Annotated in this window: 12 protein-coding genes; 8 read left to right on the top strand and 4 right to left on the bottom strand. The window is 46.0% G+C overall.

The window, feature by feature from the left end; translation table 11 throughout:
• Positions 1 to 89: 89 nt before the first annotated feature.
• Complete coding sequence (locus Q4592_RS07510) at positions 90 to 851, top strand: SDR family oxidoreductase (protein ID WP_303511658.1); 762 nt, start codon at positions 90 to 92, stop codon at positions 849 to 851.
• Between the two features lie 38 nt (positions 852 to 889).
• Entirely contained in the window at positions 890 to 2,011 is a 1,122-nt protein-coding gene (gene ald, locus Q4592_RS07505; RefSeq protein WP_303511657.1) for an alanine dehydrogenase, read from the top strand.
• A 52-nt stretch (positions 2,012 to 2,063) separates the two neighbouring features.
• Here ald and Q4592_RS07500 read toward each other — a convergent pair whose 3' ends face one another.
• Together Q4592_RS07500 and Q4592_RS07495 are read right to left on the bottom strand one after the other, a co-directional pair.
• Complete coding sequence (locus tag Q4592_RS07500; protein ID WP_303511655.1) at positions 2,064 to 2,624, bottom strand: sugar O-acetyltransferase; 561 nt, start codon at positions 2,622 to 2,624, stop codon at positions 2,064 to 2,066.
• Positions 2,625 to 2,683: 59 nt separating this feature from the next.
• On the bottom strand, positions 2,684 to 3,139 hold the full coding sequence (locus Q4592_RS07495; protein WP_303511653.1) for a DUF192 domain-containing protein: 456 nt from the start codon (positions 3,137 to 3,139) through the stop codon (positions 2,684 to 2,686).
• 505 nt (positions 3,140 to 3,644) lie between these two features.
• Between Q4592_RS07495 and ilvG the strand changes: the two genes are divergently transcribed.
• From ilvG to Q4592_RS07470, 5 genes are all read left to right on the top strand, one after another.
• Positions 3,645 to 5,303, top strand: coding sequence for an acetolactate synthase 2 catalytic subunit (gene ilvG / locus Q4592_RS07490; RefSeq protein WP_303511652.1), 1,659 nt, complete (start codon positions 3,645 to 3,647; stop codon positions 5,301 to 5,303).
• The gene (gene ilvM, locus Q4592_RS07485) at positions 5,303 to 5,575 is read left to right on the top strand and encodes an acetolactate synthase 2 small subunit (RefSeq protein WP_303511650.1); all 273 of its coding nucleotides are present in this window, start codon (positions 5,303 to 5,305) and stop codon (positions 5,573 to 5,575) included. The genes ilvG and ilvM overlap by 1 nt, the downstream gene beginning before the upstream one ends.
• A 36-nt stretch (positions 5,576 to 5,611) precedes the next feature.
• Positions 5,612 to 7,459, top strand: a complete 1,848-nt coding sequence (gene ilvD, locus Q4592_RS07480; protein WP_137673389.1) for a dihydroxy-acid dehydratase — start codon at positions 5,612 to 5,614, stop codon at positions 7,457 to 7,459.
• 64 nt (positions 7,460 to 7,523) lie between these two features.
• Complete coding sequence (ilvA, locus tag Q4592_RS07475; RefSeq protein WP_303511647.1) at positions 7,524 to 9,059, top strand: threonine ammonia-lyase, biosynthetic; 1,536 nt, start codon at positions 7,524 to 7,526, stop codon at positions 9,057 to 9,059.
• A 146-nt stretch (positions 9,060 to 9,205) separates the two neighbouring features.
• On the top strand, positions 9,206 to 9,943 hold the full coding sequence (locus Q4592_RS07470) for a hypothetical protein (RefSeq protein WP_303511645.1): 738 nt from the start codon (positions 9,206 to 9,208) through the stop codon (positions 9,941 to 9,943).
• A gap of 24 nt (positions 9,944 to 9,967) precedes the next feature.
• Here the strand turns inward: Q4592_RS07470 and Q4592_RS07465 are convergent, their stop codons facing one another.
• Both Q4592_RS07465 and rlmF read right to left on the bottom strand, forming a co-directional pair.
• The gene (locus Q4592_RS07465; protein WP_303511644.1) at positions 9,968 to 10,852 is read right to left on the bottom strand and encodes a PA4780 family RIO1-like protein kinase; all 885 of its coding nucleotides are present in this window, start codon (positions 10,850 to 10,852) and stop codon (positions 9,968 to 9,970) included.
• 79 nt (positions 10,853 to 10,931) lie between these two features.
• Entirely contained in the window at positions 10,932 to 11,891 is a 960-nt protein-coding gene (gene rlmF / locus Q4592_RS07460; protein ID WP_303511642.1) for a 23S rRNA (adenine(1618)-N(6))-methyltransferase RlmF, read from the bottom strand.
• Positions 11,892 to 12,179: 288 nt separating this feature from the next.
• On the opposite strand from rlmF, the gene Q4592_RS07455 reads away from it, so the two are divergent.
• Positions 12,180 to 13,808 (top strand): alpha-amylase family glycosyl hydrolase, encoded by a 1,629-nt coding sequence (locus Q4592_RS07455; protein WP_303511640.1) that lies wholly within the window; start codon positions 12,180 to 12,182, stop codon positions 13,806 to 13,808.
• Positions 13,809 to 13,935 lie beyond the last annotated feature (127 nt).

Here is a 13,935-nt window from a genome sequence, read left to right as displayed (position 1 = left end):
GCCCTTGGTTAATCTAGCTTTATTCCGCTATGGCTTAGTCATTCCCCCTCCATAGTGAAAACGACATTATTGCTAACAAGGAGTCACATATGAGCAATTGCGTATTTATTACCGGTGCTACTTCAGGGTTTGGCCTCGCCAGCGCGAGGTTATTTGCTCAACACGGCTGGAAGTTGATTCTTACCGGCAGGCGTTTACAACGTTTAGCTCAACTTGCTGATGAGTTAGCTGAGCATTGTGAGGTGCACTATGCAAGCTTAGATGTGCGTGATAGCCAACAAGTCAGCGCGCTAATCGCCGCTTTACCACAGGGCTTTAAACAAATCGACGCGCTCATTAACAATGCCGGTTTAGCCTTAGGCACCGATCCTTGCGACAAAGCCAATTTAGATGATTGGCACACGATGATTGATACCAATGTAACTGGATTAGTTAACGTGACTCATGCTTTATTACCTATTTTAACCGAGCAAAAAGTGGCTTCAGTGATCAACTTAGCCTCTATTGCTGCCAACTGGCCCTATCCGGGCAGTCATGTTTATGGAGCATCAAAAGCGTTTGTTGCTCAATTTTCAAGAAACCTTCGTTGCGACTTAGTTGGCAGCGGCGTCCGTGTCACCAGTTTGGAACCAGGTTTATCTGAAAGTGAATTCAGCCTTGTCCGTTTTGCTGGTGACCAACAAAAATACGACCAACTTTATGGCGATAGTAATGCGCTGCAACCTGAGGACATCGCCAACATTATTTATTGGTTAGTGAGCCAACCTGCCCATATCAATATTAATAGCTTAGAAGTGATGCCGAGCTCGCAAGCCTGGAACAACTTCAATGTGGTTAAACACTCGAACTAATTTTTAAATTTAACACTTTAGATCTCTAGGAGAACATTATGATTATCGGCGTACCTTCAGAAATTAAGAACCACGAATACCGTGTTGGTCTAGTGCCAGCTTCAGTACAAGAGCTCACCGCTCGTGGCCACCAGGTAAATATTCAGACTGGTGCAGGCTTAGGCATTAACATTGATGATGCTGCCTATCAAAAAGCAGGAGCCAGCATTGTTGGCAGCGCTCAAGACATATTTGCTAGCAGCGAAATGATTGTGAAAGTAAAAGAGCCCTTGGCTCAAGAGCGCGCCATGTTAAAAGAAGACCAACTGTTATTTACTTATTTACACCTTGCACCAGATGTACCGCAAACCGACGATTTAATTGATAGCGGCGCAGTATGTGTCGCCTATGAAACCGTCACCTCTAACAGCGGCGCATTGCCGTTACTGGCACCAATGTCAGAAGTAGCCGGCCGTATGGCGATTCAAGCAGGCGCACATTGTTTAGAAAAGTCTAACCTAGGTCGCGGCATGTTACTGGGTGGAGTAAGCGGCGTAGAGCCCGCTAAAGTGGTGATTATTGGTGGTGGGGTAGTTGGTCGAAACGCTGCTCAAATGGCTGTTGGCATGTATGCCGATGTCGCTATTTTAGATAACAATATTGATACTTTGCGCCAAATTGATATGCAGTTTCACGGGCGTGTTAAAACCGTATTCTCGAACCAATACAACCTAGAGAAATACGTTGCCGATGCTGATTTAGTGATTGGTGGAGTACTCATTCCAGGCGCTGCGGCACCCAAATTGGTGACCCGTTCAATGATTACTGGCATGAAACCTGGCAGCGCAGTGGTTGATGTGGCCATTGATCAAGGCGGTTGTTTTGAAACCTCAGTCGCCACCACCCATGCGGATCCAACTTTTATCGTGGATGACGTAGTACATTATTGCGTGGCGAATATGCCGGGAGCGGTGGCCAGAACATCTACTTTTGCCTTAAACAACGCCACCCTACCGTTTGTGTTACAGCTGGCGAACCAAGGCTACAAGCAAGCCTTATTAGCTAACCCTCACTTATTAAACGGCTTAAATGTGATTCACGGTAAGCTGACTAATCAAAGTGTTGGCGAGAGCCAAGCCAAGCAATACTTTGAAGCCCTAAACGCCATTAAAGCAGCGTAAGACATTAAGAAGAGCAGAGTAAGCTTAAGTAGATTAACCAACACTCCGTTGGTTAATCTTCATCTTCTGGCACGTCACGCAGATACTTGGCTGGTACACCTGCCACCACAGTATTAGCCGCAACGTCTTTATTCACCAAAGCACCCGCGGCAATCACCGCATTGTCACCAATGGTGACTCCGGGAAGTATATTCACTCCCATGCCTACCCAAACGTTGTTGCCAATGGTCACCGGTAATGCGGTTTCTAAACCTTCGGTACGCTGCTTAACATTTAAAGGGTGAGTGGCTGTGGAAATATTGACTGATGGTGCAAACATGACATCATCACCAATCGTCACTGGCGCACCATCGAGAATCACGCAATTATGATTAGCGTAAAAGTTTTTGCCAGTGGTAATGTTATAACCGTAGTCACAGTAAAAATGCGGCTCTATCCAAGGATCCAAACTATTAGGCAATAACTCGGCAAGCACTTCGGCACGTAAATCTTCCTCAGGGTGTAACAAATTCAGCTCGTAACACAGTGACTTGGCAATATTGCGATCTTCAACTAACTCGCCATCAAAGGCTAAATACAGCTTCCCCGCTAACATCTTTTCTTTTTCTGTCATGCCTACCTCTTGAGTGAAAACTCACAGCAAAAATCACGATATCTTTTAGTTTCAACAACTTATTCTAGCGGTTTTATGCTCGCCATATCTCCGACCTGGATTGCATTTTTACTAAACCACCCCTGGTTCATTTCCCAAGCGTAAAGAATATTCTGTTTAGCAACGGTTAACCGAACGTCATGAGCTTGCATAGAACGAATTTCAGAAATACGTCCATCTTGACGAATAAAAGCAACATCCAGTGGCAGATAAGTGTTCTTCATCCATAAACCAGCGCGCTTAGGCTGCTGAAAGTTAAACAATATGCCGCAATCGTCACACAGAGACTGACGATACATTAACCCCCGAGCCCGCTGTTCTGCACTATATGCATATTCCAGTACATAGACTTGTTGTTTAATCCTTACTTCAACGCTAGAAAACGTCACTTGTTCAGGATCAGGCGCAGCCGTAGCATAAACACTCAGCAAAAGGCCTAACAAAAAGACCCAATGTGATGGTTTGCCAATGCCCATATCTAAGATCCTTTGGTTACTTTTGCGTACTGTGACCTAACCATGACAGATATAACCAGCAACATGCAATAAGGCTAAGTGATTTCTCATTAGGCCCATTCTGCAAAAAAGTTGGGAGAAAAACAGTCAATTTAGCAATGAATAATATGCTAGAGATACAACAGATATAACCATGACCAAAGAGTTAAATAAAATATAAAACTACAACCAAAACACAAAGCAGCTAATAGCACTTCATTTTGTATACTAAGCACACAGAGAGCAGAGCTTTTCACAGATAAAGCGGACTTGAATCACATTTTATCCTGTGGTACTTGTTAACCAATGTTTTAGGAAAGTTTTAAATATGTCTTTTTTAGTTGCACTAATTATTAGCGTGGTCCTTGTGGTGATTATTCTGTCACCTCGCGGGGATGCGCTGTTGTAACTGAAACAAGCAAACAACACCAAACCCCCGCGCTGCAAAGCTCGGGGGTTTTTTGTTAACGGTGGAAAGGAAGTAGTGATGAATGGTGCTCAACAAATTGTAGCGACTCTGAAACAACAGGGCGTTGAACAAGTATTTGGTTATCCCGGTGGGGCAATTATGCCGCTTTATGACGCGCTTTATGATGGTGGGGTCAAGCACATGCTGACGCGCCATGAACAAGGTGCGGCAATGGCTGCAGTGGGTTATGCCCGCGCAGGGGCGAATCGTGGACTAAAAGTAGGCGTATGTATTGCTACTTCTGGACCTGGCGCAACCAACCTTGTCACCGGCCTGGCTGAGGCACAATTAGACTCTATTCCTTTAATCGCCATTACCGGGCAAGTTGCCCAACCTGTGATTGGTACAGATGCCTTTCAAGAAGTTGACGTATTAGGCATGTCTTTATCAGTGACCAAACACAGTTTTATGGTCACTGATGTTAAAGAGCTAAAGCGCACCATTGAGCAAGCCTTTGAAATTGCCACTAGTGGCCGCCCCGGCCCTGTATTAATTGATGTGCCTAAAGATGTTCAACTGGCCGAAGTGGAAGAAAGCCTAGCTTACGTGGCCTCGACTCAGCCAGCCACAGCGCCTAATGCCAGTTCACTCGCTCAAGCCAAGCGATTAATTGCCGAAGCCAAACAACCCATGGCCTACGTAGGTGGCGGAGTAGGTATGGCGAACGCAGTAAGCGAATTACGTGCGTTTTTAACCGATAGCCAAATCCCTAGTGTGAGCACGCTTAAGGGGATTGGCTCAATCACAGAAGACCAGCCTTACTACTTGGGTATGTTGGGTATGCACGGCACTAAGGCCGCTAATTTAAGTGTTCAAGAAACCGACTTACTGATTGTTATTGGCGCTCGCTTTGATGACCGCGTTACCGGCAAGTTAGATGAATTTGCACCAGATGCTAAGGTCATTCACTTAGACGCCGATGCCAGTGAGTTTGGAAAACGCCGTGAGCCAGATGTTGCCCTTGATAGCGATTTAAAACTCACCTTGCCAGAACTGCATGGCAAGTGCGACATAGCCCCTTGGCAAGCTACGGTAAGCCAACGGAAACATGATTTTGCATGGCGCTATGATCACCCTGGTGCACATATTTTTGCTCCAGCAATGCTTAACGAACTAAGCAAGATGATCGACAAAGACACCGTGGTAGCCTGTGATGTCGGCCAGCACCAAATGTGGGTGGCTCAACATATGCAATTTGACGGCCCAGAAAATCACCTTTCTAGCGCTGGCTTAGGCACTATGGGTTTTGGTTTACCCGCGGCGATTGGCGCTCAGTTTGCTCGCCCTAACGATACCGTGATTAACGTATCTGGCGATGGTTCGTTCATGATGAATGTACAAGAGCTCACCACTATTAAACGCGCTAAGTTGCCCGTTAAAATGTTGCTAATCGATAACAACCGTTTAGGTATGGTGCGCCAATGGCAAGATTTGTTCTTTAATGGTCGCTTCAGTGAAACCATTCTTGATGACAACCCCGATTTTGTAAAAATGGCCTCTGCCTTTGACATTCCAGGTGAAACCATTAGCAATAAAATTGATGTTCACGCTGCCCTGCAACGGATGCTAAATAGCGACGGCCCTTACCTGCTGCATGTATTAATTGATGCTGAGGAAAACGTGTGGCCATTAGTGCCACCGGGTGTGGCCAACGACAAAATGATGGAGGACTGCTAATGCAACATTCACTAACCATTACTACCCGCAGCCAAGCCGATGTATTAGAACGTGTATTACGAGTGACACGTCACCGTGGTTTTTTAGTACAATCGATGCACATTGAACATGAGGTTCAGCACCAGCCTGCGGGTTATGCGATTGAACTCACCGTCACTAGCGAGCGTCCAATAGCCCATCTCACTAATCAATTAGTGAAGTTATTCGACGTAGAGCAAGTAACATTAAAGCAATTACAAGCAGTGGCTTCGCCAGAAGCGGCCATTGCCTAAACAAATAGCAAACACAGATTAACGGAGTAAACCGCAATGCCTAAACTGCGAAGTGCCACCACCACCGAAGGCCGTAACATGGCCGGAGCTCGCGCCCTTTGGCGAGCAACAGGAACCAAAGAAGAAGATTTTGGTAAGCCAATTATTGCGGTAGTGAACTCTTTCACTCAGTTTGTACCGGGTCACGTTCACCTTAAAGATCTTGGCCAACTGGTAGCACGCTCAATTGAAGATGCAGGCGGCGTAGCCAAAGAATTTAATACCATTGCAGTAGACGACGGTATTGCCATGGGTCATGGCGGTATGTTGTATAGCCTACCGTCGCGCGATTTAATCGCCGACTCTGTTGAATACATGGTAAACGCTCACTGTGCCGATGCCATGGTGTGTATTTCTAACTGTGACAAAATTACTCCAGGCATGTTAATGGCAGCTATGCGCATCAACATTCCGGTGATCTTTGTGTCTGGCGGTCCAATGGAAGCCGGTAAAACCAAACTTAGCGATCAAATCATTAAGTTAGACTTGGTTGACGCAATGGTAATGGGCGCAGACAAAAACGTGTCTGACGAAGACAGCGAAAAAGTTGAGCGCAGCGCTTGCCCAACTTGTGGCTCGTGTTCAGGCATGTTTACCGCCAACTCAATGAACTGTTTAACTGAAGCGCTCGGCTTAGCTCAACCAGGTAACGGTTCTATGCTGGCCACTCACGCTGACCGTGAGAAGTTATTTGTAAACGCTGGTAAACGTATCGTAGATTTATGTAATCGCTACTACCAACAAAATGACGAAAGCGCGCTACCACGCTCTATTGCTACTTTTAAGTCGTTTGAAAATGCTATGACGCTTGATGTTGCTATGGGTGGCTCAACCAATACTGTATTGCATCTATTGGCCGCCGCTCAAGAGGCTGGCGTAGATTACAACATGGACCACATGGATGAGCTATCTCGCAAGGTGCCTCAGTTATGTAAAGTTGCCCCTTCAACCAACAAATACCACATGGAAGATGTACACCGCGCGGGCGGTATTATGGGTATTTTGGGCGAGCTAGATCGCGCCGGTTTAATTAACCGCGACGAGCCAAATGTAATGGGGGGCACCCTAGCTGATACCTTGGCTAAATGGGACGTAATGCAAACCCAAGATCAAGCCGTAAAAGATTTCTATCGCGCTGGTCCAGCGGGTATTCGTACCACTAAAGCCTTTAGCCAAGATTGCCGTTGGGATGAGTTAGATACTGACCGCGCCGAAGGCTGTATTCGTAGCCTTGAAAACGCCTTTAGTTTAGAAGGTGGCCTAGCAGTATTGAAAGGCAACATAGCTTTAGATGGCTGTATTGTTAAAACCGCAGGCGTAGATGACGACAACTTAGTATTTCGTGGCCCAGCCTGTATTTTTGAAAGCCAAGATGATGCAGTAGCCGGTATCTTAGACGGCACTGTTAAAGCAGGTGACGTGGTATTGATTCGCTACGAAGGCCCTAAAGGTGGCCCAGGCATGCAAGAAATGTTGTATCCAACCTCTTACTTGAAATCTATGGGACTCGGTAAGAAGTGTGCCTTACTAACCGACGGTCGCTTCTCTGGTGGTACTTCTGGCTTGTCGATTGGTCATGTTTCACCAGAAGCTGCTAGCGGTGGCATAGTCGCTTTGGTTGAGCCGGGCGATATTATCGACATCAACATTCCTGAGCGCAGTATTGTGCTAGAAGTAAGTGATGCAGAGCTAGCAACACGTCGCTCAGCCATGGAAGCAAAAGGCAGCGATGCTTGGCGACCGATTGGCCGTATTCGTGAGGTGAGTACTTCACTGAAAATGTACGCCCACTTTGCCACCAGTGCAGACAAAGGCGCAATCCGCGATCAAAGCAAACTAGACTAGTTTTACACTAGAAAGTTTGCGTAAATAGCCCGGTACGCCGGGCTTATTTTTTTAAGGTTATATGATGACGCAACACCTCCCCTCCGCTAACGAATATCTTCGCCGAATCCTGCTTTCGCCAGTGTATGAAATTGCCCAAGTCACCCCGCTGCAAGACATGAACAAACTGTCGAAGCGAATTGGCAATAACATTCTTCTCAAACGTGAAGACCGACAAAGTGTGCATTCGTTTAAATTGCGTGGGGCTTACAACAAAATAGCGCAACTTAGCCAAGAGCAAGGCCAGCGAGGTGTGATTGCTGCATCAGCGGGCAATCATGCGCAAGGTGTGGCAATGTCGGCTCAGCGTTTAAATATTTCCGCCATCATTGTTATGCCTACCACTACGCCCGATATTAAAGTGGATTCAGTTCGCGCCATGGGCGCTGATGTGCGCTTAGTCGGCGACAACTTTGATGAAGCCAGCCACTATTGCAAACAGCTAGCCGCCGAGCACGGTTATACCCTTATTCCTCCCTTTGACGACGTAGATGTAATTGCCGGACAAGGCACCATAGGTAAAGAACTACTTGAGCAAGACATGCACCTAGACGCGGTGTTTGTGCCAGTAGGTGGTGGCGGAATTGCCGCTGGCGTATCGGTTTACATTAAACAACTGATGCCACACATTAAGATTATTGGCGTAGAAGCCGAAGACTCAGCCTGCTTAAAAGCAGCGTTGGCGGCAGGAAAGCCAACGCCTTTAGAACGAGTGGGCCTGTTTGCCGATGGTGTGGCAGTAAAGCTCATTGGCACAGAAACCTTCCGCTTATGTCAGCAATACCTTGATGAAGTGATTACCGTTAACTCCGATGAAATATGTGCCGCGGTTAAAGATATTTTTGAAGATACTCGTGCTATCTCAGAGCCCTCTGGCGCTTTAGCCTTAGCTGGCTTAAAAGCCTACGCTCAACAACATAAGCTTCAAGATCACCGTTTAGCGGCGGTGTTATCCGGTGCTAATGTAAATTTCCATAATCTACGTTATGTCTCAGAGCGCACTGAACTAGGCGAGAAAAAAGAAGCGGTATTGGCGGTCAATATCCCCGAGCGCCAAGGTGCTTATTTGGAATTTGTAGAGCACTTAGGTGGTCGTGCAATTACCGAATTTAATTACCGCTATGCCAGTGAACAGCAGGCCAGTATTTTTGTCGGTATTCGAGTAAGCAACAGCGATACCGAACTTCCAACACTATTAGATACGCTCAATAACAATGGCTACCAAGTGGCGAATTTAAGTGACGATGAACTTGCTAAGCAGCATGTTCGCTACATGGTGGGCGGCCACCCGGGCGCGAAACTAAACGAGCGCTTATATAGCTTTGAATTCCCAGAACAACCCGGCGCTTTGCTTAAGTTTTTACGTACCCTTGGCCCACATTGGAATATCACCCTATTTCATTATCGTAACCACGGTTCTGCCTACGGGCGAGTCTTAGCCGGTTTTGAGCTGCAAGACAGTGATCAACAGGCTTTTAGCAAGCACTTAGCGCAGCTTGGTTTTGATTATCGCGACGAAACTAATAATACCGCTTACCAGTTTTTCCTGGCACAGCAATAACCTTACGTTAATCTAGAACCGCAGCTCAAGATCCCATCAGCCCGATAATTGATATTTATCGGGTTAATCGGTCTCATCACAGGCTTTATCTCTACTCAACTGGTAAAAAGATGCCTTGTTTCTTTTAAATACTGGATAAACAAACCATGTTGAAGACGACTCCTTTAGTTAGCGTATTTATCGCCGCTATTAGCTTTAATCTTAGCGCCGACACTCTCACCCTTAATAATGGCAGTGTGCTTGAAGGTACCTTGCTTAGTCGCGATGCAGAGAATATTCAGTTTGAAATGGCCGGCAACGCTATGACGTTTAACACCAGCGATGTTAAAGACCTAGACGTTTCTTTTACTGCCCCAGCGAAAGCTGAGCCAACTCCGGTAAAAAATAGCACGGCCGCTTCAGCGATAACGCACATCCCGGCAGGTACCCCCTTAATGGTAAGCTTAGATACCGCCATTAGTAGCCGTGAACATCGCTCTGGCCATCGTTTTTCAGGCAAACTAGAGGGTGATTTATCGGTAGGTGGACACCTTATCGCAAAAACTGGCGACACGGTTTACGGCAGGGTAATACAAAGCGAACAAGCGGGTCGTTTAGCAGGTAAATCTAGCTTAAGCATTGCGTTAACCGACATCACCATTAATGGCCAACGTATCGCTATTCAAACCAATAGCTTTAACGGCTTAGGTGACGCACAAGCCAAAAACACCGTAAAAAAAACCGCTGGCGGTGCAGCCATTGGCGGTTTAATAAACGGTAGTGATGGCGCTAAAGACGGCGCGAAGGTAGGCGCAGGATTGGCCCTAATAACTCGTGGTGGAGCGGTGCAAATTCCCGCAAATACCTTGTTGGAATTTCAAACCAGTGCAAATGTGAATATCTAAGCCAATAACGCTGGGCAGATTAGATTAATCGGCCCAGTTAAATTTGCTTTCATCTACCCCTTGTTGGGCTTCATTAATTCGCTCTCGGCGTGCTAACTCTTCTTCGCGAGCAGCATCAATCTCCTGCATAATCGCCGCAATGTCTGCCACGGTGTCCTGCTGAGTAAATTCTCCGGTCAGTTCGGTATCTGCAGTTAACTCGCCTTTTTCAAACAGTGCCCACATCTCTTTGGCATATTCGGTGCTGGCCAGCGAAGGCGCAAATTGGGTGTAATAGTCGCGCATGTTATTGATGTCACGCGCAAGCATCCATTCGGCATTATTGTTAGCAGCAGCATCTACCGCTTGCGGCAAATCAATAATCACGGGGCCATATTCATCCACCAACACGTTGAACTCTGACAAGTCCCCATGAATTAAACCCGCACACAACATTTTTACAATGTAACCAATCATGGTTTGATGGTCTTCCAAGGCTTGCTCTTCAGACATCAGTACATCATTTAGTCGCGGTGCCACATAACCTTCATCGTCGGTCACCAACTCCATCAACAACACGCCATCAAAGCAGCCGTAAGGTTCTGGCACTCTCACGCCTGCAGCCGCTAGCTTATACAGGGCATCAACCTCGGCACTTTGCCACACTTTTTCCTGTTGCTCACGACCAAAACCAGAGCCTTTCTCCATCGCTCGAGCGCGGCGACTATTACGTACTTTACGCCCCTCACGATAAGCCACCGCCTGTTTAAAACTGCGCTGGCTGGCCTCTTTATACACTTTGGCGCAGCGGATTGTATCGCCGCAGCGCACCACGTAAACCGAGGCTTCTTTGCCACTCATCAGCTGGCTTTTCACTTCATCTACTAAGCCATCATCAACTAAAGGCTGGATTCTTTTAGGCGTCTTCATTGCTCTCTTTTATCACTAATAATTAATAAATTCAGCACTTTGATTAACGATGCTGAAACGACAAAAACAACAGCAAGGCTCATGATGATAAAAGCCACTGCGCTTGTTGTTCTGGTTTTTGGTAAGTCCACGCAACAAAGCGACTCACTTTGTTACCTTGGCCCATCTTTATGGTTTCAAATTGCGCCACTTTTTGCTGCTTCAACGCTTGATATATTGCCTTAAGATTAGCCTCTTTTGATACCAAACTAGTAAACCACAATACTTGAGCCGAAAATTGCTGGCTTTCAATGATCATATTTTTAATGAAGCTTAGCTCTCCTCCTGGGCACCATAGCTCGTTGCTTTGGCCGCCAAAATTCAAGCTATCTTTATGTTTCACCGAGGCTTTTAAGTTAGTTTGTTTACGCTGCGTTCCCGCTTTAGCCTCCGCTGCCGAACGGTGAAAAGGCGGGTTACATATACTTAACTCAAAACGCTCATCGGCTTGAATTATACCGTTAAAAATAGCTTTTTTATTGGTTTGCAAACGTAAATCGATTTGCCGTTCTAACTGAGGATTGGCTGCCAAAATTAACCCGGCCGAGCGCAACGATGCGGCTTCAATATCGCTACCGACAAACGACCAATCATACTCACTGGCGCCCACCAGAGGGTAAACACAGTTTGCTCCAACACCAATATCGATGCAGCGTATGGCCTTGCCTGTAGGAATACTTCCCTTGCTCGATGTTGCCAATAAATCAGCCAAGTAATGTACATAATCAACACGGCCGGGAATAGGCGGGCAAAGGTTATGTTTAGGAATGCTCCAGCCATCAATTGCATAAAAGTGCTTCAGTAAAGCCTTGTTTAAACAACGTACTGCATCAGGATTAAAAAAGTCGATAGACGCATCACCATATTGATTGTCTGCCACAAAGCCGGTCAATTCAGGGCAAGAGCTTATCAACGCAGGAAAATCATAACGCTGGCGATGTTTGTTGCGCGGGTGCAACTGACTTTTAGTGGCTGGACGGGCTTTTTTTTTATCTCGCATTAATCAGCAAAGGCCTAAAGATTTATAAATACTCCACCATTATAAAGCGAAGCGCGAGCAAAGGCTTGTATCGATCGAGATAAAGCCAAACTCAACACTATTGATAAATATGTGATCAACAGTGATGATAAAAAAAACAATATAGTGAAAAATATCATCATCAATTATTAGTAATTGATATAAAAGCGCTTGTGTGAATAAAGATGACAAATTAATCACAGATCATCGTAGCCAGCACTACTTAACACAAGCCTTGTTTTCAGCAATGTTACAAGGAAAGTAAGAACAATGATTAAACACCTACTATACGGTGCGCTTCCGCTTGCCGTACTTACAGCCCTAAGTGGCTGTGGTTCTAGCACAGAAACACCCGCTCCCATCGAATTACCCGTGGGTGAGGCTAAGGCCGATACTCTGGTTGATATGAGTTCAGTTGCAGTAGACGACCAACCCGCCCTAGCCAAAGATTGGTACAAAGGGGCAGTGTTTATGGAGATCTTTGTACGCAGCTACAAAGATTCTGATGGCGATGGAATTGGAGATTTTAAAGGGCTTACCTCTCAGCTAGATTACATTGCAGACTTGGGGGTTGAAGGTATCTGGTTACTCCCCTTTAGTGAAAGCTCTGATAAAGACCACGGTTATGAGGTGGTGGATTATCGTAGCATCGAAAGCGACTACGGCTCTCGAGAAGACTTTGATGAATTTTTAGCGCAAGCGCATGCCCGCGGAATTGGCGTTATCGCCGACTATCTCATTAACCACAGCTCTGGTGACAATCCAGTATTCGCTGACTCTAACAATAATGCTGGCGGAAAACGCGATTGGTATATGTGGCAAGACAGCGATCCTAAATGGACAAATTGGTCTGGGGATTCATCTTGGCATAAAGGACAATATGGTTTTTATTACGGTATTTTCCAGTCCAACATGCCTGATTTTAACTTACAAAATGAAGAGGTTATTCAGTTTCATTACGACAATCTACGTTATTGGTTAAATGCCGGAATGGACGGTTTTCGTTTTGACGCGATGACCCACTTAGTCGAAAACGGGCCTAATCAATGGTCCGCACAACCGGAAAACGCAGCGATTATGTACGGTATTCAGCAACTGGTGATGGAGGACTACAGTAATCGATACATGATCTGCGAAGACTCCTCAGATTCACTTGCCGCTGCTCAGCAAAGCTTTTGTGGATCTGCGTTTTCCTTTTACCTGAATAAAGCCATCATGTCGGCGGTAAATTCAGGCTCAAGTGATCAGACGTCAATGTCTTATTGGCTTAACCAGAGCTCTCTAGGTAGCATGGGTTTATTACTCGCCAACCATGACTCCTTTGCAGGCCAACGTATATTCGAGCAATTTTCCGGTAACGAAGCTAAATATCGCTTGGCTGCTGCCACCTTATTAACTCTGCCTGGTCAGCCTTTTATCTATTACGGTGAAGAAGTAGGCATGGCACACACTAAAAATAGTGGCGGTGACTATTTACTCCGTGCACCAATGAGCTGGACAGCCGATGGTGGATTTACTTCAGGCACGCCATATCGAGAAATTGCCAATAATACTGCAAACTATAATGCTGAAAGCCAAATGGCTGATAACAGCTCGCTTTACCATCATTACAAGAACCTTATCCAACTGCGTAAAGCCACACCGGCATTGCGCAATGGTGATTTAACATTACTCAACCAAGGTGAAGTACTGGCCTTTACGCGCACAACAGCAGGCAGCAACGTGCTAGTTGTATTTAACTACAGCGAAAGCGCCCAAATCCCGAGCATTGCTCTTGGACAACAGTCTGCGGTGCTAACTCCGCTGGCGGGCTTTGGCTCAAGCAATATCAGTAGCACTTCTGCAGGCCAAGTAAACTTAAGCTTAGCCCCGCAGGAAATTAGGATTTACCAGTACTAATCTAAGCAGCAGAACCAGCTCCTCGGCAGTTTAGCGGGGAGCTTTTTTTATTATTGGTTTTGTTATTTTTGACAACTTAATTAAGTTGTCATCTTTGCTGCACACACTCTTCCTCTTTAGATATCTG

The organism is Agarivorans sp. 1_MG-2023, from assembly GCF_030548385.1.
GTDB lineage: Bacteria > Pseudomonadota > Gammaproteobacteria > Enterobacterales > Celerinatantimonadaceae > Agarivorans.
Note: the sequence above shows the minus strand (reverse complement) of the source record. Positions and strands in the feature narration are given on the sequence as shown.

Bases quoted from the DNA above. Each gene is read 5' to 3' on its own strand.
- ilvD (WP_137673389.1), top strand. From the start codon at position 5,612: ATGCCTAAACTGCGAAGTGCCACCACCACCGAAGGCCGTAACATGGCC.
- Q4592_RS07495 (WP_303511653.1), bottom strand. From the start codon at position 3,139: ATGGGCATTGGCAAACCATCACATTGGGTCTTTTTGTTAGGCCTTTTG.
- Q4592_RS07470 (WP_303511645.1), top strand. From the start codon at position 9,206: ATGTTGAAGACGACTCCTTTAGTTAGCGTATTTATCGCCGCTATTAGC.
- Q4592_RS07500 (WP_303511655.1), bottom strand. From the start codon at position 2,624: ATGACAGAAAAAGAAAAGATGTTAGCGGGGAAGCTGTATTTAGCCTTT.
- rlmF (WP_303511642.1), bottom strand. From the start codon at position 11,891: ATGCGAGATAAAAAAAAAGCCCGTCCAGCCACTAAAAGTCAGTTGCAC.
- Q4592_RS07510 (WP_303511658.1), top strand. From the start codon at position 90: ATGAGCAATTGCGTATTTATTACCGGTGCTACTTCAGGGTTTGGCCTC.
- ald (WP_303511657.1), top strand. From the start codon at position 890: ATGATTATCGGCGTACCTTCAGAAATTAAGAACCACGAATACCGTGTT.
- ilvA (WP_303511647.1), top strand. From the start codon at position 7,524: ATGACGCAACACCTCCCCTCCGCTAACGAATATCTTCGCCGAATCCTG.
- Q4592_RS07465 (WP_303511644.1), bottom strand. From the start codon at position 10,852: ATGAAGACGCCTAAAAGAATCCAGCCTTTAGTTGATGATGGCTTAGTA.
- Q4592_RS07455 (WP_303511640.1), top strand. From the start codon at position 12,180: ATGATTAAACACCTACTATACGGTGCGCTTCCGCTTGCCGTACTTACA.
- ilvG (WP_303511652.1), top strand. From the start codon at position 3,645: ATGAATGGTGCTCAACAAATTGTAGCGACTCTGAAACAACAGGGCGTT.
- ilvM (WP_303511650.1), top strand. From the start codon at position 5,303: ATGCAACATTCACTAACCATTACTACCCGCAGCCAAGCCGATGTATTA.